Annotated in this window: 28 protein-coding genes; 10 read left to right on the forward strand and 18 right to left on the reverse strand. The window is 68.7% G+C overall.

The window, feature by feature from the left end:
* Window positions 1-496 precede the first annotated feature (496 nt).
* Window positions 497-1,000, forward strand: a complete 504-nt coding sequence (locus EV643_RS38245) for a WhiB family transcriptional regulator (protein WP_238166094.1) — start codon at window positions 497-499, stop codon at window positions 998-1,000.
* Window positions 1,001-1,132: 132 nt separating this feature from the next.
* On the opposite strand, the gene EV643_RS38250 is transcribed toward EV643_RS38245, so the two are convergent.
* Both EV643_RS38250 and serS read right to left on the reverse strand, forming a co-directional pair.
* Entirely contained in the window at window positions 1,133-1,924 is a 792-nt protein-coding gene (locus tag EV643_RS38250) for an HAD family hydrolase (RefSeq protein ID WP_133805119.1), read from the reverse strand.
* Window positions 1,921-3,198: a serine--tRNA ligase gene (serS, locus tag EV643_RS38255; protein ID WP_133805120.1), complete on the reverse strand. Its 1,278-nt coding sequence runs from the start codon at window positions 3,196-3,198 to the stop codon at window positions 1,921-1,923. The genes EV643_RS38250 and serS overlap by 4 nt, the downstream gene beginning before the upstream one ends.
* Before the next feature lie 94 nt (window positions 3,199-3,292).
* On the opposite strand from serS, the gene EV643_RS38260 reads away from it, so the two are divergent.
* Entirely contained in the window at window positions 3,293-4,885 is a 1,593-nt protein-coding gene (locus EV643_RS38260) for a bifunctional phosphatase PAP2/diacylglycerol kinase family protein (protein ID WP_133805121.1), read from the forward strand.
* Window positions 4,886-4,931: 46 nt separating this feature from the next.
* Here the strand turns inward: EV643_RS38260 and EV643_RS38265 are convergent, their stop codons facing one another.
* Complete coding sequence (locus tag EV643_RS38265; protein WP_238166095.1) at window positions 4,932-5,438, reverse strand: DUF4446 family protein; 507 nt, start codon at window positions 5,436-5,438, stop codon at window positions 4,932-4,934.
* 99 nt (window positions 5,439-5,537) lie between these two features.
* Between EV643_RS38265 and larB the strand changes: the two genes are divergently transcribed.
* Together larB and larC are read left to right on the forward strand one after the other, a co-directional pair.
* Window positions 5,538-6,254, forward strand: a complete 717-nt coding sequence (larB, locus tag EV643_RS38270; protein ID WP_133805123.1) for a nickel pincer cofactor biosynthesis protein LarB — start codon at window positions 5,538-5,540, stop codon at window positions 6,252-6,254.
* Window positions 6,251-7,570, forward strand: coding sequence for a nickel pincer cofactor biosynthesis protein LarC (gene larC, locus EV643_RS38275; protein WP_133805124.1), 1,320 nt, complete (start codon window positions 6,251-6,253; stop codon window positions 7,568-7,570). The genes larB and larC overlap by 4 nt, the downstream gene beginning before the upstream one ends.
* Before the next feature lie 24 nt (window positions 7,571-7,594).
* Here the strand turns inward: larC and EV643_RS38280 are convergent, their stop codons facing one another.
* The 3 genes from EV643_RS38280 to EV643_RS38290 are packed head-to-tail and all read right to left on the reverse strand — an operon-like array spanning window position 7,595 to window position 10,226.
* Window positions 7,595-7,912, reverse strand: coding sequence for a cupin domain-containing protein (locus EV643_RS38280; RefSeq protein WP_202869951.1), 318 nt, complete (start codon window positions 7,910-7,912; stop codon window positions 7,595-7,597).
* Window positions 7,909-9,474: a polyprenol phosphomannose-dependent alpha 1,6 mannosyltransferase MptB gene (mptB, locus tag EV643_RS38285; protein WP_133805125.1), complete on the reverse strand. Its 1,566-nt coding sequence runs from the start codon at window positions 9,472-9,474 to the stop codon at window positions 7,909-7,911. Before mptB ends, EV643_RS38280 begins: the two co-directional genes overlap by 4 nt.
* Window positions 9,471-10,226, reverse strand: coding sequence for a glycosyltransferase family 2 protein (locus EV643_RS38290; protein WP_133805126.1), 756 nt, complete (start codon window positions 10,224-10,226; stop codon window positions 9,471-9,473). Before EV643_RS38290 ends, mptB begins: the two co-directional genes overlap by 4 nt.
* 280 nt (window positions 10,227-10,506) lie before the next feature.
* Between EV643_RS38290 and EV643_RS38295 the strand changes: the two genes are divergently transcribed.
* Window positions 10,507-11,706, forward strand: a complete 1,200-nt coding sequence (locus EV643_RS38295; RefSeq protein WP_133805127.1) for an arginine deiminase — start codon at window positions 10,507-10,509, stop codon at window positions 11,704-11,706.
* A gap of 280 nt (window positions 11,707-11,986) precedes the next feature.
* Here the strand turns inward: EV643_RS38295 and EV643_RS38300 are convergent, their stop codons facing one another.
* The 9 genes from EV643_RS38300 to EV643_RS44465 form a co-directional block, all read right to left on the reverse strand.
* Complete coding sequence (locus EV643_RS38300; protein WP_133805128.1) at window positions 11,987-12,955, reverse strand: DUF5926 family protein; 969 nt, start codon at window positions 12,953-12,955, stop codon at window positions 11,987-11,989.
* A gap of 138 nt (window positions 12,956-13,093) precedes the next feature.
* Window positions 13,094-13,510, reverse strand: a complete 417-nt coding sequence (locus tag EV643_RS38305; RefSeq protein WP_133805129.1) for an ATP-binding protein — start codon at window positions 13,508-13,510, stop codon at window positions 13,094-13,096.
* A 376-nt stretch (window positions 13,511-13,886) separates the two neighbouring features.
* Window positions 13,887-14,780 carry a glycerophosphodiester phosphodiesterase gene (locus tag EV643_RS38310; protein WP_133805130.1) on the reverse strand — a complete coding sequence of 298 codons (894 nt, stop codon included), beginning with the start codon at window positions 14,778-14,780 and terminating at the stop codon, window positions 13,887-13,889.
* A gap of 169 nt (window positions 14,781-14,949) precedes the next feature.
* Complete coding sequence (locus EV643_RS38315; RefSeq protein WP_255513080.1) at window positions 14,950-16,302, reverse strand: LLM class flavin-dependent oxidoreductase; 1,353 nt, start codon at window positions 16,300-16,302, stop codon at window positions 14,950-14,952.
* On the reverse strand, window positions 16,299-17,057 hold the full coding sequence (locus EV643_RS38320) for an ABC transporter ATP-binding protein (RefSeq protein ID WP_133805132.1): 759 nt from the start codon (window positions 17,055-17,057) through the stop codon (window positions 16,299-16,301). Before EV643_RS38320 ends, EV643_RS38315 begins: the two co-directional genes overlap by 4 nt.
* Window positions 17,033-17,881, reverse strand: a complete 849-nt coding sequence (locus EV643_RS38325) for an ABC transporter permease (RefSeq protein WP_133805133.1) — start codon at window positions 17,879-17,881, stop codon at window positions 17,033-17,035. The genes EV643_RS38320 and EV643_RS38325 overlap by 25 nt, the downstream gene beginning before the upstream one ends.
* Window positions 17,878-18,933 (reverse strand): ABC transporter substrate-binding protein, encoded by a 1,056-nt coding sequence (locus EV643_RS38330; RefSeq protein ID WP_133805134.1) that lies wholly within the window; start codon window positions 18,931-18,933, stop codon window positions 17,878-17,880. Before EV643_RS38330 ends, EV643_RS38325 begins: the two co-directional genes overlap by 4 nt.
* Window positions 18,934-18,964: 31 nt before the next feature.
* A complete protein-coding gene (locus EV643_RS38335) occupies window positions 18,965-19,519 on the reverse strand; it encodes a flavin reductase family protein (RefSeq protein ID WP_133805135.1) in 555 nt (184 codons plus the stop codon).
* Window positions 19,520-19,664: 145 nt separating this feature from the next.
* Window positions 19,665-19,811, reverse strand: coding sequence for a hypothetical protein (locus EV643_RS44465; RefSeq protein ID WP_166665732.1), 147 nt, complete (start codon window positions 19,809-19,811; stop codon window positions 19,665-19,667).
* Window positions 19,812-19,955: 144 nt separating this feature from the next.
* Between EV643_RS44465 and EV643_RS38340 the strand changes: the two genes are divergently transcribed.
* The 3 genes from EV643_RS38340 (at window position 19,956) to EV643_RS38350 (ending at window position 21,946) form a co-directional block, all read left to right on the forward strand.
* Entirely contained in the window at window positions 19,956-20,450 is a 495-nt protein-coding gene (locus tag EV643_RS38340) for an RNA polymerase sigma factor (RefSeq protein ID WP_133805136.1), read from the forward strand.
* Complete coding sequence (locus EV643_RS38345; RefSeq protein WP_133805137.1) at window positions 20,443-21,009, forward strand: methylated-DNA--[protein]-cysteine S-methyltransferase; 567 nt, start codon at window positions 20,443-20,445, stop codon at window positions 21,007-21,009. The genes EV643_RS38340 and EV643_RS38345 overlap by 8 nt, the downstream gene beginning before the upstream one ends.
* A gap of 280 nt (window positions 21,010-21,289) precedes the next feature.
* A complete protein-coding gene (locus EV643_RS38350; protein WP_133805138.1) occupies window positions 21,290-21,946 on the forward strand; it encodes an alpha/beta fold hydrolase in 657 nt (218 codons plus the stop codon).
* Between the two features lie 22 nt (window positions 21,947-21,968).
* Here EV643_RS38350 and EV643_RS38355 read toward each other — a convergent pair whose 3' ends face one another.
* Complete coding sequence (locus EV643_RS38355; RefSeq protein WP_133805139.1) at window positions 21,969-22,649, reverse strand: class I SAM-dependent methyltransferase; 681 nt, start codon at window positions 22,647-22,649, stop codon at window positions 21,969-21,971.
* A 70-nt stretch (window positions 22,650-22,719) separates the two neighbouring features.
* Entirely contained in the window at window positions 22,720-23,280 is a 561-nt protein-coding gene (locus EV643_RS38360) for a TetR/AcrR family transcriptional regulator (RefSeq protein ID WP_133805140.1), read from the reverse strand.
* 57 nt (window positions 23,281-23,337) lie between these two features.
* On the opposite strand from EV643_RS38360, the gene EV643_RS38365 reads away from it, so the two are divergent.
* The gene (locus tag EV643_RS38365) at window positions 23,338-24,057 is read left to right on the forward strand and encodes an SDR family oxidoreductase (RefSeq protein WP_133805141.1); all 720 of its coding nucleotides are present in this window, start codon (window positions 23,338-23,340) and stop codon (window positions 24,055-24,057) included.
* 54 nt (window positions 24,058-24,111) lie between these two features.
* On the opposite strand, the gene EV643_RS38370 is transcribed toward EV643_RS38365, so the two are convergent.
* On the reverse strand, window positions 24,112-24,738 hold the full coding sequence (locus tag EV643_RS38370) for a hypothetical protein (RefSeq protein WP_133805142.1): 627 nt from the start codon (window positions 24,736-24,738) through the stop codon (window positions 24,112-24,114).
* 87 nt (window positions 24,739-24,825) lie between these two features.
* Between EV643_RS38370 and EV643_RS38375 the strand changes: the two genes are divergently transcribed.
* On the forward strand, window positions 24,826-26,760 hold the full coding sequence (locus EV643_RS38375; protein WP_133805143.1) for a thiamine pyrophosphate-binding protein: 1,935 nt from the start codon (window positions 24,826-24,828) through the stop codon (window positions 26,758-26,760).
* Window positions 26,761-26,775: the final 15 nt, after the last annotated feature.

A 26,775-nucleotide genomic window follows, 5' to 3' on the forward strand; every position in this document is an offset into this window, starting at 1 on the left:
GAACTACGTCACCAGACCGTTACGGCAGGATGCTGCAAAGGCAGCAAGTTCCCATGCGCTGAAGGGTTTGCGCATGATTTCATGCGGTGGCTGGCGGGGAACCAAGGGCGTTTCGGCCGCGTCGTACGCCGTGTTCCGGACCACCGTGCCCGGGGCGACCCACGCCAGAGGTTGAGGAAACTGTTGCGGAATTGGGTGCAACCAAAACCGTACTGGTGACGTCAACAGTGCAGGATCGGTGCGTGCTGCGCCGGACGACAGGGTGGGTCGGCAACACAACGTTCGGTCCATCAGCTAGTGGGCTCGCGTGTACGAACGGCATTCATCGTTCGTTCATACGGGTCCTGGAACTTGGGGAGCCACGATGACTGTCAACACCGCCAATCTGCCGCGGCCCAGAGCCGCAACCTCCCGAGCGGCTGTCGACACATCTTCCATCATGGAAGGGGCAATGACCGGCTGTACTGCTCGATCAGACATTTTCCAGCACCGACTGATGGAGGATCCGCCGCCCGCATCGGCGACTCGGCGGACCAGAGAGCGTTACGAACAACTGGTTCGGGAAGCCAAGAAACTGTGTGCCTCCTGCCCGTTGTTCACCGACTGCCTGTTCAGCGCGGTGGCCGAACACGACGTCACCGGCTTCGTCGCCGGGACGACGGCGGCGCAGCGGCGTTCGATGCGCAACCTGCTCGACGTCGAGGTGCAAGCCGACGATTTCGACCAGCTCGCCGGGGCCCGTGGGACCCGACGGCCGGTCAGCCACGAAGAAGTGCTGCGGCTTCGGACGCAGTACCCGAACGACAGCCTGGAATCCCTGGCCATGCGGCTGGGATGCTCGCTGTCCACAGTGAAGCGGCACCTGCGCAGGGCCAGGCGGGGGCAGAGTCCCGCGACCAAGGCACCGCGTGTCCGTCCGGAGGTCAGCGCCGTCCTGGACGCGTTCGACACCGTGGTGGACCAGCCGTCCCCGCGGAGCGGGAGCACTCGCGTCGCCTGAGTTGATGATCGGCCCGCCAGCGGACCATCAACTCGTGGAAGATCTGGCCCGGAAGCCCTGTAGCAGCAGGGGTTCCGGGCCTTTTGGTTGCCTGGGTTAACTATCCGGAAGTCGTCCGGGCGGCTTGGGGGATCAGAACCAGCGGTTGAGGACGGCCGCGACGCCGTCGTCCTGGACCGACTTGGTCACCTCGTCGGCGGCCGCCTTGACCTCGTCCGGGGCGGCGCCCATCGCGACCCCGTGACCGGCGTACACCAGCATCTCGATGTCGTTGCGCCCGTCACCGATGGCGAGCAGGTCCGCCGGGGCCAGGTCGTACTGCGCCAGCGCGACCTTCAGGCCGGTGCTCTTGTCCACGCCCTCGGGCGCGATGTCGAGCCACGCGGTCCAGCCGACGAAGTAGCTGACCCCGTGCAGGCCGAGGCGTTCGGCCAGCTCGACGAACTCCGCCTCGGACTGGTCGGGATCGCGGATGATCAACCGGGTGACCGGCTCCGGCGCCAGCTCCTCGTCGGTCACCACCCGGATCCCGCTCCCGTCGCCGAGATCGCCGTCCGGGAAGTGTGCGGTCACCCGGTAGCCGAAGTCGTGCTCCTCGACCGCCATCCGGGCGTTCGGCGCGTGCTCGCGGACCGAGGCGATCACCGTCCTCGGATCGAAGGTCCGCTCGTCCACCACCTCGCCGCCGGGGTACCGCAGCGTCCGGGCACCGTTGCTACAGACAACGAATCCGTCCGGCAGGTCGAGCACGTCCGCGACCGGCTTGGTGGATTGCCAGGACCGTCCGGTGGCCAGGATGACCGGCACCTGCGCCGCGGCCCGGCGTACCGCGTCGACGACCGCCGGCGAGAGGTTCTCGTCGTGGTCCATCAGCGTTCCGTCGATGTCGAGGGCAACGGCCCCGGGCCGTGGACCTTTCGTCATCTGCCGACCGGTTCGAGGACCTCGCGCCCACCGACAAAGGGCCGCAGCGCCGTCGGTACCCGGACCGAGCCATCCGCCAGCTGATGCGTCTCCAGGATGGCGACGATCCAGCGGGTGGTGGCCAGCGTGCCGTTCAGCGTCGCGACCGGCTGGGTCTTGCCGTCGGCGTCGCGGTGCCGGATGTTCAGCCGGCGGGCCTGGAAGTCGGTGCAGTTCGACGTCGAGGTGAGCTCGCGGTACCGGCCCTGCGTCGGCACCCAGGCCTCGCAGTCGAACTTCCGGTACGCCGAGGTGCCCAGGTCACCCGTCGCGGTGTCGATGATCCGGTAGCTCAGTTCCATCTTGTCGAGCATCTCCTTCTCCCAGCTGAGCAGCCGCTGGTGCTCGGCGGCGGCGTCTTCCAGGCTGCAGTAGGAGAACATCTCGACCTTGTCGAACTGGTGGACGCGGATGATCCCGCGCGTGTCCTTCCCGTACGAGCCGGCCTCGCTGCGGTAGCAGGAGGACCAGCCAGCGTACCGCTTCGGGCCGGCGGATAGGTCGAGGATCTCGTCCATGTGGTAGCCCGCGAGCGGGACCTCCGACGTGCCGACCAGGTAGAGGTCGTCGGCCTCCAGCCGGTAGACCTCCTCCGAGTGAGCGCCGAGGAAGCCGGTGCCGTCCATCACCTCGGGCTTGACCAAGCTGGGCGTGATCATCGGGGTGAAGCCCTTCTCCACCGCCTGCGCGATGGCGAGCTGCAGCAGACCCAGCTGGAGCAGCGCGCCGACGCCCTTCAGGAAGTAGAACCGGGCGCCGGAGACCTTCGCACCGCGCTCCATGTCGATCGCGGCGAGCAGCTCGCCGAGCTCCAGGTGGTCACGCGGCTCGAAACCCTCGGCTGCGAAGTCACGCGGCTTGCCGATCTCCTCGATCACCCGGTAATCGTCCTCGCCCCCGACCGGGGCCTCGTCGGACACCAGGTTCGGCAGGGCGCGGGACAGCTCGTCGAAGCGACGCTCCGCCTCGTTCGCCGCCGCCTCGCGCGCCTTCACGTCGGCGGCCAGCGCCTTGGTCCGCTCCAGCAGCGCGGTCCGCTCGTCGCCCTTGGCCTGCGCGACCTGCTTGCCGAGCGTCTTCTGCTCCGCCCGCAGTGCCTCGAAGGCCGCGATGGACGATCGACGCTCACTGTCGGCGACCAGGATCTGGTCGACCGCCTCCGGGTTCTCACCGCGCTTGGACAGAGCCGCGCGGACGACATCGGGGTTCTCACGGAGCAGTTTCGCGTCAATCACAAGGGTCAGGTTAGCGGGGTGTGTCGAAGGCGCGGAATTTTATTCGGGATGATGAGCTTGCACCAGTCGACGACCAGGGGGAATCGAGCAGGTCATGAACCACCATCCACCCAGTCACGTCGGCCGTGCGCTGACGGTCGTGCTGGCGTGGTTGCCGTTCATCGTGATCACCCTGCTGGTGGTCGGCGACTGGCCGCCGCTGCGCCGGTGGGACCTGTCCGTCGCCGACCGCATCGCGGCGTACGGCGCCTCCCGGCCGGGCTGGGTGGACTTCTGGCAGGTGATCGGGGCGGTGGTCCTGCCGTGGACCTGTCGCGGGCTGATCGTCGCCGTCGCGATCTATCTGTGGCACCGGCGGGCCCGGCTGCTGACGATCTGGCTGCTCGTCACCGCCGGGGCGGAGCTCGGGCTGGACCAGGCCATCAGGCACATCTTCGACCGGGCCCGGCCGGCCCAGATGCTGGTCGAGAACGAGTCCTGGTCCTATGTGTCCGGCCATGCCTCCGCCGCGTTCGTGATGGCCGGTGCGCTCGGCGTCGTACTGCCCTCGGTGCGCGGTTGGCGGCGCCGGTTCCGGCTGCTGGTGAGCCTGCCGGCCCTCGCGGCGGTGTTGATGGCCTCGAACGGCCGGATCATGCTGAACGTCCATTACGTGTCCGACGTGCTCGGCGGCTGGGCGCTCGGCCTGGCGATCCTGACCACCACCTCGATCTGCTTCGGCCTGCGTCCGGGGCTGCGGCGGCTCCGTCGGCGTACGGTCGAGCCGGCCGAGGAGGGTGCGGTGCCGCCCCGGGCCGCGGTGATCGTCAACCCGATCAAGGTCGGCGACGGGGTCGCGTTCCGGCGGAAGGTGGGCCGCGCGCTCGAGGTCCGGGGGTACGACGAACCGTTGTGGCTGGAGACCCGGGAGGACGACGCGGGCAACGCGATGGCCAAGCGCGCTATCGAGTTTGAGCCGGACCTGGTCCTGGTGGCCGGTGGTGACGGGACAGTCCGGGTGGTCTGCGCGGCGCTCGCGTACACGGGAATCCCGGTCGGAGTGATCCCGGCCGGCACCGGGAACCTGCTGGCCCGGAACCTGCAGATCCCGCTGGACTTCGACGACGCGCTGGAGCGGATCCTGGACGGCCGGGATCGGCGGATCGACCTGGTCAGCGTGCACGGCGACGGGCTGGACACCGACCGGTTCGCGGTGATGGCCGGGCTCGGGCTGGACGCGGCGATCATCTCGGACGCGCCACCGCACCTGAAGGCGCAGATCGGGTGGACGGCGTACCTGGTGTCGGCGGCGAAGAACATCAACCACCCGTCGGTGAAGGTCCGGGTCGCGCTGGATGACGCCGAACCGCTGGAGCGCCGGGTCCGGACCGTGGTGGTCGGGAACGTGGGGATGCTGCAGGCGAACATCCCGCTACTGCCGGACGCGCGGCCGGACGACGGGCTGATCGACGTGGTGGTGATCGCGCCGCGCCGGGTGACGCAGTGGCCGCTGCTGTTCTGGCGGGTGATGACGCGGACGAAGGGGACGGATATGTACCTGGAGCGGTTCACCGGGCGGAAGGTGGAGATCACGGCCGCGGTGGACGTACAGCGGCAGCTGGACGGCGACGGAATCGGGCCGGGGCGCTCGCTGTCGGCGGAGGTCGAGCCGGGGGCGCTGGTCGTTCGGGTGCCCAAACGGCGCTGAGTGCTGGTCATGCGGTGCCCGGGCTGAGGGCCGGGGCCGGCGCGACTTAGGGCTGTTCGGGGTTGGTTGGGAGGGGGGTCGCCTCCTTGCGGAGGGTTTCGATGGCCTCTTCCTCTTCCGGTGAAAGCTTGGTGTCGCTCTCGAAGGCCTTGACCTCCTTGGCGTACGAGCGGGCGTCGTTCCGGCTGTTGATCGAGGTCAGCACGACCCCGTCACCCTTGTCGTCCAGCAGCGCCATCGACCAGGACAGCCGCCCACCCATGTCCCCGTAGGCGTCGTACCGGACCACGGCCAGGTGCTGCAGCGTCTCCCGCATCTCCCCGCGCGCCGCCTCGAGCTCCTTGCTCAGCCGGCGCAACTCCGACTTCACCGTGCCCGGTTTGGGCTCCGGCTGCGGTGCTTGTTCCGGCTCCGGCTGCGGTACGACGGGCGGGGCGGCCGGGGTCTTGGGCGTACCGGTCTGCCCGCGCAACGCCTGGATGGCGAACACGAGGGCGAGCACCGCCACGAACAGAGCGGCGATCCCGAAAGCACCGGCTAACGTCGAAGACACGCACCGCAGCCTAACCGTTCGGTGTCGAGTCACGTGCTTTGAGCGACCGGGGAGTGGGCGGAATCGGCGGATCGGGGTGACGGCACGTAGATTCGCAGCGTGACTCATTTGCCTGATCCCGGCCCTCAGCCGGGCGTCCACGACCTGGGGTACGCGCGACTCGACACGGACCGGCTGGAGCGCACCGGCGACGCCGAGGTGGTCTATGGCGCCGGCAAGACGCCCGCCCAGATCGTGGAACTGCTGCGTACCCTGCACGCAACCCATCCGGGTCACCCCGTCCTCGCGACCCGGCTGAGCACTTCGGCGCAGGAGTTGGTCGTCGCTGAGCTTCCCGCCGCTGTCGTCGACCCGGTTGGTCGTACTGCGGTCCTGGGCGAGCCGCCGTCTGCCAGCGGCACGGTCGCGGTCGTGTCCGCCGGCACGTCGGATGCGCCGGTGGCGGCCGAAGCGGCGACGACTGCGCGGGTTTTCGGCGCGGGGGTCGACCTGATCACCGATGTGGGTGTGGCCGGGTTGCACCGGGTGATGGGCGTACGCGAGCGGCTTGCTGCGGCGGATTGTTTGGTCGTCGTTGCCGGGATGGAGGGGGCGTTGCCGAGCGTGGTCGGCGGGCTGGTTGGTGTGCCGTTGGTCGCAGTACCGACGTCCGTGGGTTATGGGGCGTCGTTCGGTGGAGTCGCGGCGTTGCTGGCGATGCTGAACTCGTGTGCGCCGGGGGTGACGGTGGTGAACATCGACAACGGCTTCGGGGCCGGGGTGTTCGCCGCCCGGGTCGCGCGGCGGGCGGCGCCGGCGGAGGTGAAGGAGCGATGAGGATCGCCTGGATCGACTGCTCGGCCGGGGCGTCGGGGGACATGTTGCTGGGGGCGTTCCTGGACGCTGGAGCCGATCTCGCGGTGGTGAATGCGGCGGTGGGGGCGGTGGATCCGTCGCTCTCGGTCCGGGTCGAGCGGGCGATGCGGCACCAGATCGCGGCGACGAAGGCCTCGGTCTTCGTCGGCGAGGACCCACACCCAGAAAACGACCCGAGCGCCGCCTACTTCACACCCGGCCCCTCGGACAGCGGGCACGGACACGGTCCGTACCAGGCGGTCGGCCACGGACATGGGCACGGCGCCGGTGAGGGTCAGGCGGTCGGGCATGGGCATGGTGCGGGCGGGACTCGGACGTGGGCTGAGGTTCGGGGGGTGATTGAGGGGGCGGGGCTGGATACGGCTGTGCGGGAGCGGGCGCTGGATACGTTCGCCCGGCTCGCCCGGGCTGAGGCGTCGGCGCACGGGGTCCAGCCGGACGCGGTGCACTTCCACGAGGTCGGCGCCCTCGACGCCATCGCGGACATCGTCGGCGTCGCTGCCGCTTCGGTATCCCTCGGCCTGGACCGGATCGTCGTCTCCACCATCGCGCTCGGCGGCGGCCGCCAGGTCCGCGGCCAGCACGGCGGAATCCCGGTCCCCGGACCCGCCGTACTCCATCTCCTGACCGAGGCCGAAGCACCCGTCACCGGCGGCACCGCGCCGTACGAGATGACCACGCCGACCGGGGCCGCCCTGCTCGCCACGCTGGCGGACGAGTTCGGGCTGATGCCGCCGATGCGGATCGAGCAGACGGGCGTCGGCGCCGGCGGGCGGGATCCCGTCGAGGTGCCGAATATCGTCCGAGTGGTAGTCGGCGAGTCGATCCAGCAGGCCGCGACCGAGCTCGTCTACGAGACGAACGTGGACGACCTCGATCCGCGGATCTGGCCGCAGGTCCTGGCCCGGCTGATGCAGGCCGGCGCCGCCGACGCCTGGCTGACCCCGATCCTGATGAAGAAGGGCCGGCCGGCGCACACCCTGTCGGTCCTGGTCAGCAGCGCGAACGCGGAGGTGGTCCGGGCGGTGATCCTGACCGAGACGTCCGCGATCGGCCTGCGCGAGTTCGGAATTCTCAAGCACGCCGCCGATCGGGAGTTCGCCACCGTTGAGGTCAGCGGCCAGCTGATTCACGTCAAGATCGCCCGGTACGGCGGGCAGGTGGTCAACGTGCAGCCCGAGTACGAGGACGTCGCCGCCGCCGCGACCGCCCTCAACCGGCCGGTGAAGTCCGTCCTCGCCCAAGCCATCGCCGCCGGCCACGACCTCTGGGGCTGAACCGTCGTCGGCCGACGCGTCCGCTCACCGGCCGGAGTACGGCGGGGCGAAGAAGACCAGGAGGGCAAGGTCCTCGGTGACTTCGGTGAACCGGTGCTCCTCCTCGGCCGGGACGAAGAGGACGTCGCCGGGGCCGACCAACTCGGTCCCGCTCGGGGTGACCAGGGTCGCGCGGCCGGTGGTGACGACGTAGATCTCGTCTTCGTGGTGTGGGGACTGGTCGTCGACACCGCCGACCGGGATCGAGTAGGTGCCGACGGACATCGACCCGGTCCGGAGTTGTTCGACGTAGTCGTTCGGTTCGCGGCGTACGAAGACGCCCGCCCCCACCAGTTTCTTCACGCGCCGAGGTTAGCCTTCTCCGGCACGGTTTTCTGCTTGCGTTTTGGCCAGTCGTACGGCCACCACTGGGCGCCGCCGCGGCGGGCCCAGATGATCAGCCCGACCAGCACGGCCAGCTCGATCGCGGGGCAGATCGTGTCCCGCAGCCTCGCGCTGAACCACTCCAGCGAATCCGACAACGACGCCGCGACCTGCCGGGCGTTCGGATCTCGCCCTGGCACATAGGCGATCGCGAGCATCGTCGTCCGCACCACCATCAGCTTGTCCACTTGTGAACCCGCCACCGCTGCCAGCGCGATCCAGGCGATCAGGTCGTACCAGGGCAGCGTGTACATCGCGGTCAGCAACCAGGCGACCGCGTAGATCGCGGTGTAGCGGATCGCGTCGGGCGTCCGGTCGTCCGGGTGGGTCTGCGGCACCAGCGACTTGGGGAACACCTGCGAGATGAGGATCGCGACGAACACCAGCCCGACCCACGCGGCGATCCCGATCACGGTCCGGACCAACGGCCCGGGCAGGAACAGGTCGAACAGGCTGAAGATGACCTTGTGCGGCGTCCCGGTCGAGATGAACGACGTCTGCGATCGCGCCTGCTGGAACGCCTGCAGCCCGACGATGCTGTACAGGCCGGCCATCGCGATCCCGCCGCCGAGGCAGAACTTGATCGCCCTTCGCCGGTCCGCGCGCAGCGACCAGAGCATGGCGACGCCGATCAACCCGATCGACAGCTTGGTGCAGCCCGCGACCCCGAGCATGATGCCCGCCCAGAACACGTGCCGGCGGAACAGCACGAGCGCGATCACCGCGAACATCACCGCGATCGCGTCGTTGTGCGCACCGGCCAGGACGGTCCAAAGGATCAGCGGGTTCGCCAGGCCTAGCATCACCACGCGGCGGCGGTTGACCAGATCCGGGCCGACCAGCTTGAGCAGGAGCAGACCGGAGACGATCAGGCTGACCGCGACCGACAACTGCAGCATCCACACCGTCAACTGCATCGAGTCGCCGCCGACCCAGGAGGAGAACCACTGGATCCAGGTCGCGATCGGGCCGTACACGCTCTTCGCGCCCTGCCACGGCCGCTCGGTGGCCGCGATCACCGGGTCGTACCCGAGCCGGATGGTGTCCGCCGGCGCCGTCGTGTACGGGTTGCCGCCGAGCGACATGATCCGCCCGTACGCCGCGTAGATGAGCACGTCGCCGGACGCCATCGGCGGGACCAGGGTGATGGCGGCCGTCGTACCGATGCCGAGGGCAACCAAACGGTCGACGCGTGGCGCCCAGCCGTTCTTCAGCGCGCGGACGGCCAGGAACACGCCGTACCCGCCGAGCAGGATCGCCACGTAGATCATCACCGTGACGAGCCAGTCGTTCGACTTGGTGTCGAACCAGTAGGACGGCAGCCAGTCGTGCCGGTTGGTCAGGGTCAGGACGACGACGGACGGGCCGAGCAGCCCGGTGGCCACGATCAGCGCGGTCGAGGCCAGGTACAGCCCGACGGCGCGACGGCCGTCCCGGGTGGCCTGCTCAGGGGTCGCGGTGGTGGTTTCGGTGGTGCTCATCTGCCCGGCTTTCGGGCCGGCAACGCACTACGGGCGGCCAGCGCGCGGCGTACGTGCAGGAACTGACGGCCACGGTGCAGCTGACCGCGCAGGTCGGTCCCGGTGGCGCGGTGGCGGACGTCGATCGGGACCTCGACGATACGGAAACCCTTGCGCCCGAGATCGATGCTTAGGGCGGTCTCCACCCCGAATCCGGCGGCCAGCGGCAGGGCGGCGTCGAAGGCCGCACGGGTCAGGCACCGCTGACCGGACAACGGCTGCTCGGGCGCCCAGCCGGTGGCCTGCTCGATCCCCGCCCGAGCCAGCCGTACGACGAATCCGTGGCCGCCGGCCTTGCTGCCATCGGCGCGGATCTGGACCGGCAGAGTGCCGATCGTCATGTCGGCGCGGCCGGCCTGGATCGGCTCGATCAACGGCTCGGCGCCGGTCGCGGAGTCGGTCAGATCGGCATCCAGGAACAACAGATGCCGCGCCCTTGCCCCATCTCGCCGCGCCACCTCGGCCGCACCGGTCTCCATGGCGGCAGCCTTGCCCTTGTTCTGCTCGTGCCGTACTACGACGGCGCCGGCCCGCTCGGCCGCGTCGGCCGTGCCGTCGGTGGACCCGTCGTCCACGACCACGACGAGATCGACGCCGACGATCTTGCTGACGGCGTCAACGGTCGCCGCGATCCGCGCGACCTCGTCCTTCGCCGGAATCACACACGCGACTCCACGCTGCTGCTCGACCGACGGCTGATCATTCCCGGACACAGCACCGCAGCCTAATTGCTCCCGAGCCGATCGCTGTCCTCAGTACCCGGTGGCTGTGGATATCTCGTCCTTTCGAACGATCAGGCCGCGGACCTGTGGATAACCGGCTGGGGCCGGGCATGTTCGGTGCATCTTCTCTGTCAAGAGGTTGGTCGACGCTGTGGCCGAGTTGGCAAGATCGGTACATTGTCGGACAATCAGACATATTCGCGTGGTTTCCCGCATCCCCAGCGGGCCTGCCGTAGCTTGGTGGGACGGACTCGAAAGAGAGGGCACCGGCATGACTGAGGCTTTTGGCGTCGACAGCGAGGTCGGGCCGCTGCGGACCGTGATGCTGCACCGACCCGGTAACGAGCTCCGCCGGCTGACCCCACGGAACAACGACAAACTCCTGTTCGACGGCATCCCCTGGGTCGGCCGGGCCCAGGACGAGCACGACGCCTTCGCCCAGGCGCTGCGAGATCGCGATGTCGAGGTGCTCTACCTGGGCGAGTTGCTGACGGCAGCCCTCGCCGATCCGGAGGCGCGAGCATCGGCCGTCGAGGGCGCCATCGAGGACCTCCGACTGGGCGACACCTTGCGCGACTACCTGCGGACCAGTCTGACCTCGCTCGACCCGGCGAGCCTCGCCGAAGCCCTGATGGCCGGCGTCCGGAACGACGAGGTGCGCGCCGGCGGGCTCGTGACCTCGCTGCTCGCCCACGAGGACTTCCTGATCGACCCGCTGCCGAACCTGCTCTTCACCCGCGACTCGAGCGTCTGGATCCGCGACGCGGTCGCTGTCACGTCCTTGGCCATGCCCGCGCGGGTCCGGGAGACGCAGCTGACCGAGCTGATCTACCGGTACCACCCACGGTTCGCCGGGGCGGACAAGGTCTACGACCACCAGCTCGAACACGTCGAGGGCGGAGATGTGCTCGCACTCGGCCCCGGCGTACTGGCCGTCGGCGTCGGCGAGCGGACCACTCCTGCGGGGGTCGAGCGGTTGGCGCGCCGGGTGTTCGCGAAGGGGCTGGCGCACACCGTTCTCGCCGTACCGATCGCCCAGCAGCGCGCGACGATGCACCTGGACACGGTCTGCACGATGGTCGACGTTGACGCTGTGCTGATGTACCCGAACATGGCAGAGGAGATGCGCGCCCTCGCCGTCACCACGGACGGTGAAGAGCTGCACGTCGCCGAGCCCGAGCCGTTCCTGGTCGCCGCGGCCAAGGCGCTCGGGATCGACACCCTCCGCCGGATCGACACCGGCCTCGACCCGGTCACCGCCGAACGCGAGCAGTGGGACGACGGCAACAACACCCTCGCCCTGGCCCCACGCGTCTGCATCGCCTACGAACGGACCGTCGAGACCAACGCCCGGCTGGAGGAGTCCGGGATAGACGTCATCCGCATCTCCGGCTCCGAACTGGGCTCCGGCCGGGGCGGTCCGCGCTGCATGTCCTGCCCGATCCACCGCGCGCCACTCACCACCGGCTGACGGTTCGTCACCCCCGGTAGCGGCCGGTCAAGTGAGCCCTACGACACGCGCAGTGAAAATCGGGGGTTGTCGGCGGCCACTGTTATGAGTACTCTTCCTGTCTAGGCCCAGGCCCTGTTGCTCCCCCGTCAGCAGGACTTGGGCCGTCCACGTTCGTGAGTCCGCTCACGCGCTCGAAGGGGCCCACGCCAAGCGCGGGCCCCTTCGTCATGTACAGACCTAGCCGATCGCCACCCCACCCAGGCGTTGTGTCGGCGTGGGCAGGGCGGGGACAGCGGGTTCAGCGGATGGTGAGTTGGCGGCTGGCCAGGCCGGCTCGGGCGGCGCGTTCTTCGGTGCTGAGGGGAGCCTCGGTGGCGAGGGCCTTCTCGAGGGCGACGGCGAACTCAGCGGCGGGCTTCTCCAGGTCGGCGGCTTCAGCATCGGCGGGGAGCTCCCAGACCGGGGCCAGGACGCCGAGGGCGCGGAACGAGCCGATCAGGCGACTGCCGTCGGTCAGCGCGGAGGAACCGGCCGCGTGCAGGCGGGCGAGTGCGTTGAGGAGGGTGTCCTCGGAATGCGGAAGCACCCAGCGGAGGTAGCGACGGTCGCCGATCTGCGTCCAGTACGCCGCTTCGACGGACTCCAGCCGGACCGTGGGGGACGCGGCGTCGTTGGCGCGTTCGAGACCGGCGGCGACCTCGCCCGTCGGGTCCTCGACGTTCTCGCCGACCCAGTAGTCGAAGCCCTCGTGCACCTTGACGGCGATCGGCTTGCTGGTGTCGATCAGGTCCTGCAGCCGGGGCCCGTCCTTCATCAGATCACCGAGCTCGATCGGGTTGCCCGGCTCGGTGGCGAGCGCGGCGGTGATCGCGTGGCCGAGGTCGCGGCTCGGGTCGCCGGAGGCGGCGTGCGTCTGCAATCCGATCCAGATCGACTCGTCGTCGCGGACCAGGCCCGGCATCGCCATCGGCAGCAGAGTGACCAGGGTGACCTTCTTGTCCTTGTGTTCGCCGGCCAGCGTCACCTCGGCGGTCCCGGCCGGCACGATCTCCCGGAACGCGATCAGGTCGCACTCGGACGGCAACCCCTCGAACGGCCGGACCACGAACGTGTCCGCGGCCTGCGCCTGCTCCCGGCCGTGGCACTGCTTGAACCGCTTGCCCGAACCGCACGGGCAGGGTTCGCGCGGACCGACGTCGACCAGGTCGGCCGGGTCGAGCGTCACGGTGGCGGTGTTCTTGGCGCGGTTACGCGACTTCTTTCCCATGCCCGCAGTCTTGCAGCAACTCGCCGCACCCGGTTAGTCAGCGGTGCCGTGAACAGCGACGCGCGCCGAGGTACGCAGTACGAGTGGGGGCGCTGTGGGTGGCGACCGCCGCGGGTGCGCAGTACAGGCGGGTGGGCGTCAGCTGGGGAGGACGGCGTAGACGGTGCGTTGGGTATCGGCGGTGCGGACGCCCCAGTTGGAGGCGAGGATGTCGACGATGGCGAGGCCGCGGCCGCCGACCGATTCGGGGTGGGCGTCGGTGATCCGCTGGGGTTCGGTCTCGCCGCGGCCGTCGGTCACCTCGAGGTGGATCCCGGCCTTGTCGACCCACCAGGCGGCCCGGACGTCGCCGGTGGGGAGGGCGGGGGCATAGCGGATTGCGTTCGACAGCAGTTCGGAAAGGACCAACTGCGCGTCGTCGCGGGCGTTCTCGGCAACCCGAGCCCGTTTGAGATAGCCGGCCAGACGGCGGCGGGCATCCGCTACCGCGGACACTTCGTGCGGCAGGACGACATCCACAACGCTCACGTCGGCGGGCAAGGTCGCAGAGGACAAGCAGGGTCTCCTCATCATCGGAACAGCACTTAGCCTTCTGCCCACGATCAAGCCCTTGAAAACACCGGCGGGTATTCCGTTACACATCAGCGCGGAAGATCACACGTTTAGCAGAGAAACCGTGATAAAAGCCCCGGGATTTAACGTGCAAATAACCCACTGCATTCAGATGACTACGCAGCACGACAAGTGAGAGACAGCGCACGAACGGGCCGCAATCGCTGACCAGGCAGGCTTTTCGCCGGGTCAGGGGGTGTCGGCGGGCGAGTCGGGGCTTGTCAGTACCAATTGGTGTACTACGGCCTCGCTGTTGGTACTGCAACTGAGCTGATCCCGGCTGAGATTGCGGGAAAGGGCGGTGCGGGTGGGCGAGGGGTTAGGCGGAGCGGGGGTTTCGGCGGAGGCGAGGGAGTAGGGGGTTGGGGCGGCGGAGGGGTTGGGGCAGGCGGCCGGAGGAGGCGGCGGCGGGTGAGGGTTCGGCGAGGGTGGTGAGGGCGAGGTCGGGGCGGTCGCTGATGATGGCGTCGATGCCGATGTCGCGGCAGTGGCGGACAGCGTCGGGAGTGTTGACGGTCCAGACGTGGACCTGGTGGCCGTGTTTGTGGGCGCGGTCGACGTACTCGGGATGAGCGGTGACGATCTCCAGGCTGGGTCCGGCGTGGGAGACGCCGGTGGGCAGGGAGCCGTCGCGGAAGCGGAGCGGGACGCGGTCCATCAGGAGGACGGTGCGCAGGCCGGGCGCCATGGTGCGGAGGCGGCGGAGCGAGAGCCAGGAGAACGACATGACGCGGGCGGGTGACTCCGTGCCGATCTTGGGGTGGGCCCAGCCGAAGCGGTCGAGGGTCTCGATCAGGCGGCGTTCGACCAGGCCGGCGTACCGGGTGGGGTGTTTGGTCTCGATGGCGATCTCGAGTGGGCGGCCGGCGTCGCGGACAGTCGCGAGCAGATTCTCCAGGGTGAGGACCTTGGTGAGATCGGGGTTGGGGAGCTCGGCGTCCTCGTCGAGGTCTGACCAGGGATTCTTCCAGGAGCCCCAGTCGAAGTTCTCCAACTCCTCCAGCCTCATCGTGGACAGTACGCCGCGGCCGGTGGAGGTGCGCTCGATCCGGCGGTCGTGGACGCAGACCAGGTGCCCGTCGGAGGTGAGGCGGACGTCGCATTCGAAGCCGTCGACGCCGAGTTCGAGTGCTCGACGGTACGCCGCCAGCGTGTGCTCGGGACTGATCTCGCTCGCGCCGCGATGGGCCAGCACGCTCGGGCGTTTCGCCATGAGGACAACTCTGGCACGGTCCGCGGTACGCAAGTCACGCAGGCTCGCCGAGGCCGGAAACCGGCTACATGAGCAGCCCGGCAGAGGATTGTGGTTGGGGTAGGTGGCGGAGGATGGTGCGGGTTAGCGGTGTGATGGGCTGGGGCCGCCACCCCAGCCCATCACCGCCTCATGCCGTTGCTTCTCGCAACGACTTGGCGCGGCCACCTGGACGCGCCAAGCCATAGTGATCCCGCAGGGTGGTTCCCTCGTACTCCGTCCGGAACAGCCCTCGCTTCCGCAACAACGGGACCACGTGGTCCACAAAGGTGACCAGGCCGGACGGGAGTACCGCGGGCATGATGTTGAAGCCGTCCGCCGCGCCACCCTCGAACCACTCCTGGATCGCGTCGGCCACCTGGTCCGGCGTACCGCTGAAGGTTCGATGCCCACGGCCACCACCCAGCCGGCCGATCAGCTCGCGGACGGTCAAGTGCTCCCGCCGGGCCAGCGTCACGATCAACGTGTACCGGCTCTTCGCGCCCTCGATCTCGTCCTCGTCCGGCAGGTCGGCCGGCAACTGCTGGTCGAGTGGCAGATCCTCAGGCGCCACCCGCAACGTGCGAGCCAACTGCACCCTCGCGTACTCCGGCTTGATCAGCTCGTCCAGCTCGCGTTCCAATGCGAGCGCCTCGGCCTCCGTCGACCCGATCACCGGGACGATCCCGGGCAGGATCTTCAGCCCAGCAGGATCACGCCCCAACGCGGCGGTCCGTGCCTTCAGGTCCGCATAGAACTCCTGTGCGTCCGCCAGGGTCTGCTGCGCCGTGAACACCGCCTCGGCGTACCGAGCGGCCAGGCCCTTCCCGTCCTCGGATGAACCGGCCTGCACGATCAGCGGATACCCCTGCGGCGAACGAGGCACGTTGAGCGGTCCACGCACCTGGAAGTGCCGTCCCACATGGTCGATGGGCTCCACCTTCGCGTTGTCGCCCCAGACGCCGGCCGCCTTGTCGGCGATCGCGGCGCCGTCCTCCCACGAGTCCCACAGCTTGAACGCGACCTCGAGGAACTCGGCCGCCCGGTCGTACCGCTCCGCGTGGGCCGGCTGGTCCGCGAGGTTGAAGTTCTTCGCCGCATCCGGTCCCGCGGTCGTCACCACGTTCCACCCGGCCCGGCCGCCGCTGACGTGGTCCACACTGGCGAACCGCCTGGCCAGGTTGAAGGGATCGCTGTACGTCGTGGACGCGGTCGCGATCAACCCGATCCGGGAAGTGGCGGCCGCGATCGCGGTGAGCAACACCGTCGGCTCGAGTGATCCGGCCGGACGGCGACCGACATCGCTGAACAGCACCGGCGAGTCGGCGAAGAAGATCGAGTCGAACGTACCGCGCTCGGCGATCCGGGCCAGTTCGCGATAGTGCTCCACATCGGTGTTCGCGAACGGGTTGCTCTCCGGCAGCCGCCACGACGCCTCGTGGTGCCCGGTGCTCATCAGGAACGCGTTCAGGTGCAGCCTTCTTGTAACAACACTGCTGGTCACAACGAAACCCCCAAAGCATCCAGCAACCGGGTCCGGACCGCGGCGAACCGCGGGTCGGCCGGACTCCGGGGTGTGGACAGGTCGATGTATTCCTCGGCGACGATCCGCCCTTCGTCCAGCACGATCACCCGGTCGGCGAGCACGATCGACTCATCGACGTCATGGGTGACCAGCAGTACGGCGGGCTGGTGGGCCTCGCAGAGCTTCCGCAACAGCACGTGCATCTTCAACCGGGTCAACGCGTCCAGCGCGCCGAACGGTTCGTCCGCGAGCAACAAGGCCGGCTCCCGCACCAACGACCGCGCCAACGCGACCCGCTGCTGCTCGCCACCGGACAACTCGTTCGGCCACGCCTTCTCCCGGCCGGCCAGCCCGACCTCGGCCAGACTCTGCCGCCCGCGCTCGTCGGCGCTATGCAGTCCCAGTACGACGTTCTCCAGGACACGGGCCCACGGCAACAACCGCGAATCCTGGAAGACCACGGACACGTTCTCCGGTACGACGAGCTCGCCGCTGCCGGACACGTCGTAGTCGAGTCCCGCGAGCGCCCGGAGCAACGTGCTCTTCCCGGAACCACTCTTGCCGAGCAACGCCACGAACTCGCCCGGCGCGATGGTCAGGTCCAACTCGTCGAGTACCGCGCGATCGTCGTACGAGCGGACCAGGTTGCGCACCTCGACCGCCGTACCGTGAGCCGTCGTGCCGCCGCTAGCCGGAGTACGAGTCAGCGTCAGTCCGCCAGTGTGCGTCGCCATGACAGCGCCCTCCTCTGAATCAGCCGGACGGCACCGTCGGAGAGCAGACCCAGCGCTCCGTACAGGACCAGGCCGACGATGATGATGTCGGTCTGCCCGTACGTCCGGGCCAGCTCCATCATGTAGCCGATACCGCTGGTCGAGTTGATCTGCTCGACCACCACCAGGGACAGCCACGCTCCGGTCACCGCGAACCGCAGACCGAGCAGGAAGCCCGGCAGCGCACCCGGCAGGACCACCCGGCGGATGAAGTCCCAGCGGGACAGGCCGACGGTCTGGGCGAGTTCGACGTACCGGCTGTCGATGGTGCGCAGGCCGTTGTGGGTATGGATGTAGATCGGCACGAAGACGCCGAGCGTGATGGTGGTGATCTTCATCGATTCGCCGATGCCTAGCCACAGGATCAGCAGCGGCAGCAGCGCGAGCGACGGGATCGCCCGCTTGATCTGGATCGGCCCGTCCAGGATCGCCTCGCCGAGCCGGGAGAGCCCGGACAGCAGGGCCAGGACGACCCCGAGCAGGACGCCGAATCCGAGACCGACGAAGGCTCGCTGAGTCGACGTGAGCAGGTTCGATTGGAGCCGGCCGTCGGCGATCAGATCGCCGGTCGTGGTGACGACTGTCCACGGTGCCGAAAGGACGCGGGGGTCGAGCCAGCCGGTGGCGGAGCCGATGCTCCAGATCACCAGGAGAAGCACAGGTCCGATGGCCGCGCCGAACTTGATCGGTTTGCCGGGGCCGAGCCGGCGGCGTCGTACCGGCCGGCTGACGATCTGCTCACGGTCAGCCCGTACGCCGGTGAGGGTGGCTGCCTGGCCGCTCATTTCGCCACACCTGCCTTGATCGCGTCCGCGGCGACGGACTGGAAGCGCAGGTCGTAGAGGTCGGCGGCCTGGATCACCGGGTTATCGGTCTCCTTGGCGAGCAGTTCGATGGTCTCTTGCTGCCGCTTGATCGCGTCACTCCAGTCACTGCTGATATCCGGATGGCCGACGTTGTCCACCAGCCATTGGCCATCCGCTGTGGTCAGGCCCTGGTCCTTCACGTAGTACCCCTCGATCCATTCCTTCGGATGCTTGTCGATCCAGTCCTGGGCGACGCCCCAGGCAGCGACGTACGCGCGGATCGCGGCAGCCTTCGCCGGGTCCTCCAGCGACTCGGTCGCCACATACAGGTGACCCGCGTCGTCGCGCAGACCGTGGTCGATCGTGGTGGCGCCGTCCTTGCCGTACTTGGACTCGTACCGCTTGATCGAGACGCCGCCGATCGGGGCGACCTCGACCTGCTTGGCCGCCAGCGCGTTCGGGTAGACGTCGCCGGTGCTCGGCAGCTCGATCAGCTCGACGTCCTCCTTGGTGAGCCCCGCCTTCTTCAGCACCTTGAGGATCAGGGCGCCCTGGGCCTGGCCGGGGCTGTACGCGACCTTCTTGCCGCGCAGGTCGGCCAGTGTCTTGACCTCGACGCCGGGCGCGATGCCGAGCTTGTAGATCGGGTGGTTGATCGGGTCCTGGCGGAACTTCGAGGCGACGATCTTCACCTTCAGCCCGGTCCAGGTCGCATGGATCGGCGGGATCTCGGCCACGGAGCCGACATCGAGAGCCTTGGCCCGGAACGCCTCGGTGGTCTGCGGACCGCCGCTGAGGTTGGCGAACTGGACGAACTTCGACACCTTGTCGACCTGTCCGGACAGCTCAAGCGCCTTCTGGGTCTGCGGGTCGCCGACGATGATCTTGGCGCCGTCCGGGACCTCGGTGGGCAGGGCCGCGTCGAGCGCGAGCTTGGGGCCGCCCCCGGCCTCGGCATCACTACCGCAACCCGCAAGCAGCGTCACTGCTGCTACGGCTACGGCGAGTACTGCGAATGATTTCTTAGGCATGGGCGGTTGCCCCTCCTCGGGTCTTGAAGGTTCAGGTGGTGGTGACGTACTGGCCGTCGTGGTAGAGCAACGGGCTGTGCTCGCGGCGTTCGGCGTGGGTGGCGAGACGAGCCACGACGATGTGGTTCTCGCCGACCGCGAACCGGTGCTCGACCAGTGCGCGCAGGTAGCTCGGGGCGTCGTCCAGGACAGGCTCACCGGACCGCAGCCGGGACCACCGGGTCGGGTCGGCGAACCGGTCGATCCCGCTGGTGGCGAACCGGCCGGCCAGGTCGCGCTGGCCGGCGTCCAGGAAGTTGATCACCAGGCTGTCGGCCGCGTTGACCGTCGGCCAGCTGGACGCGGTGGTTGCGATCGAGAACGACACCAGCGGTGGCAGCAGGCTGACCGAGACCAGCGAGGTCGCGGTGAACCCGACCGGGCCGTGACCGGAGTCGGCAGTGATCACCACCACCCCGGCCGCGTGCCGGCGGAACACCGACCGGAACACGTCGGCGTCGACCGGCCGCTCCTCGATCCGGTCGGGTACGACGCTGAGCCCGGGCCGGTCTGTCTGGTGGGCAGGGTTGAACGCGTGAACGGACATGTCTCTCCCTCGGGCAGGGACGAACCGGCCGCGGACAGGCAGGAACACCGCAACCGGACAGGGTGGGATTCAGCGGGCCTCAGCGAGGCCTTGGATCAACAGGCGGATCAATGAGCGGGCCGCGACGGGCCGCGAGAGCGACGGATCAGCGACAGGTCGCGGAGGCGACGCGCATCTGGTCGATCACGCGCCGGCGGGTCAGCAGACTGCTCGTCAGCACCGGCAGCAGGTGGTCGCACCGGCGGCAGGACGCCACCGATCCACCCTCGTATCGCTGCCGGATCTTCGTCATGTCAACGACTCTCTCATCAAAGTCGACTGAAGAACTAGACAATCTCGCCATCCGGGACAGCCGTCCCGAATTGCCCACTGGCTGAAACGACACGCCGCCCGGTTGCCCTCACACGGTGGCCGGCGGCTGCGTTCTACTGGCGTGATGGTCAGAGAGCAGGTTTCGTTGCCACCGTTCCAGGTGCTCGTGGATGAGCACTGGCGGGACGTGGCCCGGTTGGCGCGAGCGCTGGCGGGGGCGGTGGACGGGGACGATGTCGCCCAGCGGGCCTGGGAGAAGGCGTTCGCCGCCTATCCGAAGCTCACCTCCGCGAAGAACCTGCGTAGCTGGCTGCTGACCATCACGGCTCGCTGTGCCACCGATCTGCATCGCGCACGCAGACCGCAGACCCCACTGGAGGACGCTCCACCGGTCACCGTGGCCGGTCCGGACGCGGCCGACTGGCCCGATCCGGACCTCTGGAAGGCGGTGAACGAGCTGCCCGAACGGCAGCGGTTCGCCGTCACGCTGAAATACGTCGGCGATCTCGACCACCATGGCGTGGCCGCGGCCCTGGACACCACCCCGGCCGCGTCCCGCCGGCTCGTCAGCGACGCGCTGGCGACACTGCGCACCAAGTTCGGAGAAGACCATGAATGACCTCGAAGCCCGACTGACCCGACTGGGCGGTCCTGAGTTCAAGCCGCCGGTAATGCCGGACGGGGACGTCTCCTACGCCCTGCACGACACCCCGATCGGCACCATGTTGCTCGCGACCGCGGCCGGGAAGGTGGTGGCCAGCTCGTTCGGCGACGAGGAGACGATGACCAACCGACTGGCCCGGACCATCTCACCCCGCGTACTCCGGCAGCCGGCGCGCCTGGACGACGTCCGCCGCCAGCTCGACGAGTACCTGGCCGGCCGGAGGCACACCTTCGACCTGTCGGTGGACCTGACCCTGGCCACCCCGTTCCAGCGACTGGTGCTCACCGATCTGCCGGCTCACACCAGCTACGGCCGCACCACGACGTACGGCGAACTGGCCGGCGAGATCCACCGGCCGAAGGCGGCTCGCGCGGTCGGTACGGCGCTCGGGGCGAACCCGCTCTGCGTCGTACTGCCCTGCCATCGGGTGATCGGCGCGAACGGCGCGCTCACCGGGTACGCCGGCGGACTGGATGCGAAACGCTTCCTTTTGAATCTTGAATCGAAAAGCTGAGTTTTCCGCGAATCACCTGACAGCATTTACACTGAACGAATAAAGGAGCAGATCCCCAGTGTGGAGTGGGGATCTGCTTCTTGTTTTCCCCTTGTCTGCAAGGCGATCCGGCCCACCGAACCAGTCGGAAGAAATCCCTTCGGCAACAATTGACCGGATTATCCCGGCGGAGGAAACTGACACGTCAGGAATCCGGCCCAAGTGCAGCCACTAGTTTGCGCATTCCGGTGCGTGCAGATTCCGTCGCGGTCCTGTCGGTGGTGGGATCTAGGTTGGGGGCATGAATACACCTCTGCTGTTCCTCAGTGGCGCTGGGCTGCCGGCGTGGATCTGGGACGACGTTCGGACTGTGGTCGACCGCCCAAGCACGGTCGCGGAGTACGCGAAGGACGGTTCACTGGCGGACTGCGCGACAGGTGTGCTCGCCGCGGCACCCGAACGATTCGTGGTGGTCGCGCACTCGCTGGGCGGCGTGGTCGGCTCCCAGCTCGTCGCGCAGGCGCCCGAGCGGGTGGAGGGTTTCTTCGGGATCGCCGCGCTGATTCCGCAGGCCGGTCAATCCTTCCTCGGCGCGCTTCCCTTCCGGACCAAGCTGATGATGAGCCTCGTGATGCGGCTGGCGGGCACCCGTCCACCGGCCAGCGCCCTCCGCTCCGGCTTGGCCGGCGATCTCAGCCAGGAGCTGGCCGACCGGATCGTCGAGGACTTCTCGCCCGAGTCGCAGAGCCTCTATCGCGACCCCGTCCCGGCCCGGACCTTCCCGGCGTCTCGCGGCTACCTGCACACCGCCAACGACCCTGGTATGCCGCTGGCGCTGCAGGAGAAATTCGCGACCACTCTCGGCGCCACCTGGACCCAGACCCTGCCCACCGGACACCTACCGATGCTGGCCGACCCGAAGGCGGTGGGTGCCGCGCTGACCGCCTTCCTCGACTGAATCAACTCAGTCTGGGACTGGTTTACTCGGCCGCCGGCTGGTGGATCTCCAGGATCAGGCGCCGGCGGCCGCCCCACTCGCGTTTGTAGACCTTGTAGTCCTTGATGCCGGCCGCCGCGCAGAGCCGGCCGTAGCTGGTTTCGTCGTGGATGAAGTGGATGCTGCTGGTGCCGAAGTGTTCGGTGGTGACGATCCGGTGCTCCGGTCCTTGGCGCAGGCCGTTCGCGATCTCCGCCGCCGTGGCCGGCCCCCAGACCGGGCCCTCGATGATGGCGAGCCCGCCGGGCCGCAGTACTCGGGAGATCTCCCAGATCGTCGACAGCTGCTCGTCCTCGGCGAACAGCTCGTGGAAGGCCGTCCACAGGCAGATCACCGCGTCGAAGGAGTCCGACTTGTACGGCAGATCGGTCATCGAGCCGATCGCCCAGTCGATCTGCAGTTCCTCCTCAACCGCCTTGGCGCGACCGGCCTCGACCAGGCTCGGCGTGATGTCCAGCGCCCGGACCACCTTCCCGGCCCGGCGCAACGGCAAGGCGATCCGCCCGTAACCGCAGCAGAGGTCCAGGACGGACTCGCGACCCTCGAGCAGTTCCTCGACGGCCTTGACGGTGGCGGCGTCCCGCTCGGGTGTGGTGCGACTGGCGAGCCCTTCCACCCCGAGTTCTTCGTACTCGGCCCGGCTGCGCAGTGCGGAGTTCAACATTGCGTAAGTATCTCGACGCAGCCGGGTCAGGCCAAAGGGCAGGCAAGATTTTCCAACGGCCAGTCGCGTTTCAGGTCAACATGGTGACCAATTCGTCCACCAGGTCGTCGTCGAGCGGGCGGTGATCCGCGAGCAGGCGGTACCAGAGAATGCCGAAGACAACGTCCACCATCACCTCTGTCGACGCCCGGTGACCGCCTGACCGGTCAAGCACCTCCCGCAACGCTTCCCGCCGGCTGTGCAGAAACGACTCGCGGAAGCGCTGCCCGAATCCCTCGTCGATCTGCGCTTCGGCCATCAACGACCGCAGTACCGCGACGATCTGCCGATTGCGGGCCAGCTTGAACGTCGCCGCCAGGAAGGCGCGCAAATCGGACGCCAGGTCACCGAGATCCGGTGCCGGGATGTGCAGTTCTGCCTTCAGCGCAAGGGCTTCCAGCAGCACGTCGGCCTTACCCGGCCACCAGCGGTAGATCGTCTGCTTGCCGACCCCGGACCGCGCGGCGATCCGCTCGACGGTCAGCACCGAGTAACCCTGCTCGGCCACGATCTCGAACGCCGCCCGGAGGATCGCCTGCCGACTCTCCTCACTGCGCTTGCGGCCCGGCCGGACCGGCTCTTGGGTGCTCACGGACGCGATGCTAGCCTATTTTGAAACGAGACGGTTCGGTTCGAATTAGGAGAAACAATGACAGCTCGTACTGCGCTGGTGGTCGGCGGCACCTCGGGCATCGGCCTGGCCACGGCCCGGCAGCTCCAGGCGCTCAGCCACGAGGTTCACGTCGCCGGCCGGAGCCGGCAGACGCTCGACGGCCTCGCGGAAAGCGATCCCGGCCTCATCCGGCACCACGCCGACGGCGGTGATCGCGACCGGATGGCCGCGGTCGCCGAGGAGATCGGCAGCATCGACTGGCTGGTCCTCACCCTGAGCGGAAGCGAGGGTCAGGGGCCGATCGCGGACCTGGACCTCGGCACCCTCCGGCGGGCGTTCGACGCCAAGCTCTGGGCTCAGCTCACCACCATCCAGGCTGTGCTGCCGCGGCTCACCGCCGACGGCTCGATCACCGTGCTCGGTGCCATCACGGCCCGGATGGGGATGGCCGGGACCGCTGGACTGGCCGCCCTCAACGGCGCGATCGAGGCGCTGGTGAAACCCCTCGCGATCGAGCTCGCCCCGATCCGCGTCAACGGTGTCTCTCCCGGCCTGGTGGACACGCCTTGGTGGAGCGCGCTGCCCGAGGAAGCCCGGCAGGACTACTTCGCCGCGGCCGCCAAGGCGCTCCCCGTCGGCCACGTCGCCAGCGCCGACGAGCTCGCCGAGGTCGTCGTACTGGCTGCCACCAACGGCAATCTCACCGGCACGGTCCTCGAGGCCGACGGCGGCGCGCGCCTGATCACGCTCGGATAGTCGGCGAACGGTCATCATCACCTGACCGAGGGCAGGTTGTTTCGGGGACGGCTCTCAGCCCGCGGCAGCCCGGTCACGCCCGGCACGGAAGAACTCCAGCACGGCCGCCGCGTCGGGCAGCTCGCTGAGCAACTGGCTCGCGCCGAACGGCGCGTTCCAGAAGTCGCCGGTCCGCGGGGTCCACGGCCCGACGTAGGCGTACGGAGTACTGATGCCCTCGTCGCCTGGAGAGACCCCATAGTTGACCTCGTCCAACGTGATCCCGACGTCGAAGTGCTCAGGCCAGAGGATCGGCTGCTCGTCCGGCGCGAGCGCCCGCAGGGCAGCGTCGCCCACGGAGAACGCGTCCGCGAGCAGCCGGGCCGCGGCTGGGTCGAGCTGGATCCGGTCGTCCGGCTCGATCCCCGGTCCACCCGAGTAGACGTCGTCGAGCTTGCTCGCCTCCACTCCCGCCGCGGTCGCCCGCTCGGCGAAGGTGCCGCCGGAGAGGTCCAGCGGCCCGGAAGGGATGATCAGCTGGTCGCCGTCGACCCGCAGATCCGGCCAGGCGACTGTGCTGAACCCTCCCGGCACGACGCGCAGCCTGATCCCACCACCCCGCCGATACTGCGGTCCCGCCAGGATCAGCTCGGCCACCCCATGCAGGGCTCGCCGGCTACTGATCAACGTTTGTTCGTCCATGGTTCCAGTCTCCTCGTGTAACGCCTGGCCGCCGGCCGGCACTGATCCTTCAGACACATTCGTGTCGCCGAGGTGGGGAGGCGTTACATGTCGGAGGGAACCAGCTGGCACCGGGTCGACCCGGTCGACGTGCCGGCCGACGGACGGGTCCGCAGCGTGGTGGTCGACGGCCGGAGCGTCGCCCTGGCCCGCTGCGGCGCGCGACTGGGGGCGTTGGAGAACCGTTGCCCGCATCAGGGTGGACCACTTGGTGAGGGCTCGATCGAGAAGGGTTTGCTGCGCTGTCCGTGGCACGGCTACGACTACGACCCGATCACCGGGCAGCCGCCGGAAGGATTCTCCGACAGCGTCACGGCGTACTCCGTCGACGAGCGGCCGGATGGGCTTTATGTCCAGCTACCCGAGTTGCCGGACCAGGGCCGGACGGTCTCTGACGTCCTGGTGGAGACCTTGGTGGCCCACGGCATAACCCACGTGTTCGGCATGGTCGGGCACTCGAACCTCGGGTTCGCCGAGGCGATGCGCCGCGCCGAGGAGCGCGGTGAGCTGACCTACATCGGCATCCGCCACGAAGGCGCCGCGTCTTTCGCGGCCAGTGCCTACGGCAAGCTCACCGGCCGTCCAGCGGCCTGCTTCGCCATCGCCGGACCCGGATCCACGAACCTGCTCACCGGCCTGTACGACGCCAAGCTCGACAGCTCGCCGATGCTTGCGATCTCCGGCCAGGTGCCGTCGAAGGTGCACGGGCGCGGTGCGTTCCAGGACCTCGACCTGACCGCGGTCTTCAAAGACGTCGCAGTGTCGAGCACCGCGATCCAGGCCGGCAGCGACCACGCGGAGCTGGCCGGGCTGGCAGTGAAGCACGCGATCGACGGTCGCGGAGTCGCCCATCTGGTGCTGCCCGACGAGGTCCAGGTGCTGCCTTCCGACGCTCCACCGAAGTCCCCGAATGGGCGATTGTCGGCTCGGCGGATCCGCCCGGACCAGGACGCGCTCGACCGCGCCGCCGCCTTGATCCGCGACGCCCGCCGGCCGGTCTTCGTCGTCGGTCATGGGGCACGCGGTGCCGAGCGGGAGGTCCGCATGCTCGCGGAACGGCTGAACGCTCCGGTGCTGACCACCTTCAAAGCCAAAGGACTGGTGCCGGACACCCATCCGCTGGGCGCCGGGGTCCTCGGCCGCAGCGGTACTCCGGTGGCCAGCTGGCTGATGAACGAGTCCGACCTGCTGATCGTGGTCGGTGCCTCCTTCTCGAACCACACCGGCATCGCGGCGTACAAGCAGATCGTGCAGATCGACGACGACCACGCCGCGATCGGGCGGTTCGACGCGGTCGCGGTCGACGTACTCGGCGACGCCGCACTCACGCTGACCGCACTGGCCGGACTGGTGACCGACGCGAAGGCCGAAGACCAGCGACCCGATCTGGCGGAACGCTGGGCGATCTGGCGTGTTGAGAAGGCCCGCCGGGTGAACGACGATCGCGGCCGGGGTGTCTCGGCGGCCGCCGTCTTCGACGCGCTGTCCCGCCACCTGCCCGCGGAGGCCGTGGTGGCCGTTGACGTCGGCAACCATGCCTACTCGCTGGGCCGCTACCTGGAGTCGAAAGGCCAGCCGGTGCTGATGTCGGGCTATCTGGGCTCGATCGGCTTCGGCTATCCCGCCGCTCTCGGCGCCTGGGCCGCGGCACCCGGCCGGCCGATCGTTGCCGTCACCGGTGACGGTGGTTTCGGCCAGTACGCCGCCGAGCTCACCACCGCGGTCAAGTACGGCATCGGGATCAAGCACGTCCTGCTCGACAACCACGCACTGGGCAAGATCAGCAAGGAGCAGTTGGCCGCCGACTATCCCGTCTGGCACACCGCTCTGCACAACCCCGACTGGGCGGAGTACGCCCGGCTCTGTGGCGCGACCGGTCTCCGGGTCGAGCGCCGCGAGGACCTCGAGACCGCCATGACCGACCTGTTCGCGGCGTCCGGACCGGCCCTGCTCTGTGTCGAGCAGGACGCCGAGCTGCTGTGACATCCCCATCGTTGA

Source organism: Kribbella caucasensis, from assembly GCF_004361855.1.
In the GTDB taxonomy this organism is placed as follows: domain Bacteria; phylum Actinomycetota; class Actinomycetes; order Propionibacteriales; family Kribbellaceae; genus Kribbella; species Kribbella caucasensis.